Origin of the sequence: Microcoleus sp. S13_B4 (assembly GCF_036700885.1) — a bacterium.
Classification (GTDB): Bacteria; Cyanobacteriota; Cyanobacteriia; order Cyanobacteriales; family Microcoleaceae; genus Microcoleus.
The window spans coordinates 1-1,770 of sequence record NZ_JAUBPU010000143.1; the positions used below are offsets into that span (position 1 = coordinate 1).

At 37.0% G+C, this 1,770-nt stretch carries 1 protein-coding gene and 1 pseudogene; one reads left to right on the forward strand and one right to left on the reverse strand.

Translation table 11 applies throughout. The annotated features are described in order from the left end of the window. Positions 1-818 precede the first annotated feature (818 nt). Entirely contained in the window at positions 819-1,373 is a 555-nt protein-coding gene (locus QT994_RS27610; protein ID WP_333180309.1) for a hypothetical protein, read from the reverse strand. Between the two features lie 105 nt (positions 1,374-1,478). On the opposite strand from QT994_RS27610, the pseudogene QT994_RS27615 reads away from it, so the two are divergent. Continuing rightward, positions 1,479-1,770 (forward strand): annotated as a pseudogene (locus QT994_RS27615) (hypothetical protein); the annotation flags it as partial.

Sequence of the window (1,770 nt, forward strand, 5' to 3'; positions counted from 1 at the left end):
TCTTGATTTTATGATTAATAATATGTCATATTCTACCATGCTGTGCCTAGATTGTGAACCTTCTTTTTTTACTGTTAAGTAGTAGTTCCGAATTAATTACATAATATTTCTACTGAAACCCTTGCCTAGCAAGGAGCCTTTATGTAATTAATTGTGTGTGGTTACTTACCCCGATTTATTGAGCGGATACTAGGATTCTTTTTTGCTGTTTAAGGATTTCTCGTAAATTTTCTACAGATTCGGTAATCTTTATATGAGGACGACCCGACATTGTAATTCTCTCCTTTACTTTTTATGCAAGTCTATCACATCTTTAAAAAAATGGTATTAAGCTAAAAACACTATTGTTATTTAGTAATTTTACTCATTTTTTACCGATTGACCCAATTAAAATATGCCTCCATTTGTTCCTTTATTTTTGAAAAAAAATTGTTCGGGATTTCTTGGAGTTCCAGGGAAAGGAGAAATAATTAGCTTGACATGAGGTTTTCCCCGTCGCTTAACAATCCATAAATCTTGATGGTTCTCGGCGGCAAAATACTTAACTAGGTCAGAAGCTATTCCTTTTTGATACGCAACCGAAAAATGATACATCCCCCGATAAATCATTTCTAATGAAACCCGTTCAATTGGTACTCCTAATTCATCTGCAACCGCATCTCTATCGTCTACTAAAACCGCATAAAATAGCCAATTAGCCCAGATTGGGAGCTTGATTCCGTTTAATGAACCTGTCCATAAATAGCTGAGATTTAATCATTTTTTTACTGTACAAAATGCCTCTTCTATTCGCCAGCCTCTTTGATATAAATCTGCTACTACATAGGGGGTAATATTTCAGGTTCTCGGACACTTGTTAGATAAGAACGCCAAGAAGTCTTGGAGCGAATCTGTACTAATCTTATAGTCAAAGCTGGTGTCTGTTTTGTGCCTGCACCTATTTTAATTATCTGGTCTTTGACATCATAAGTATTGGTTAATACCCGCTCAACCGGATAAGATGCACCTTTCTTGATTCGAGTGATAAATCCAATTTCTTGCTGGATGAGTTTTTCCCAAAAAGCGAAGTGATAAAAGCCTGTGTCCAATAAGAGCAAGGTTTTTGGCTTAACTGTTTTTAGTAAATCTTCCTCCCAGTGAGTATCTGCTTGTTGGGGATTAGTCCCAAACCAAATTTCTTCGGGAAGATGAGTTACTAGGTCTATGATTACTCCCATTTTTCCGGATAATTGACCAATTGGCACATCTGATAAACTTTCTAGCTTCCGAAATAATGCTTCTAATGTTGACCCGTCAGCTATCCAGATATTTTCCAAGTTTTTTAAGGCAAATTGTACGCTATCTGGTAAGGGTATTGATTTTCTTGCTAACAATTTCTGACGAAAATGAGGTAGTAATTCTTTAAATAGGGCTTGCTGAATAACTGACGGGGTGACAACCCCGTCGAAAGCATTCCCTGTAGAGCTTTGGGGCGTTTTGTGGTAAAAAAAGATGGGGTCGTGATTGTAAAAAAGCCCCATCTGTTAAATATGTTTCCTTCATTTTACCAAATCCACCTACAACAACAACTAAAAGCCACCGAATATCTGACTCTAAAGATGTTGGTATATCTGCTTGCTTGCCATAAACAAGTAAGCCTGGAATTGCTAGCTTCTTTAATGCCTTATCCGATTCAATTTGAAAGCCGCAGGCCCAGCTTACAAAGATTTTTCAAATTGGATTGCCTCCAAATAGAACGCCTGTGGTTCCCTATCGTTCAAGAAATATTGA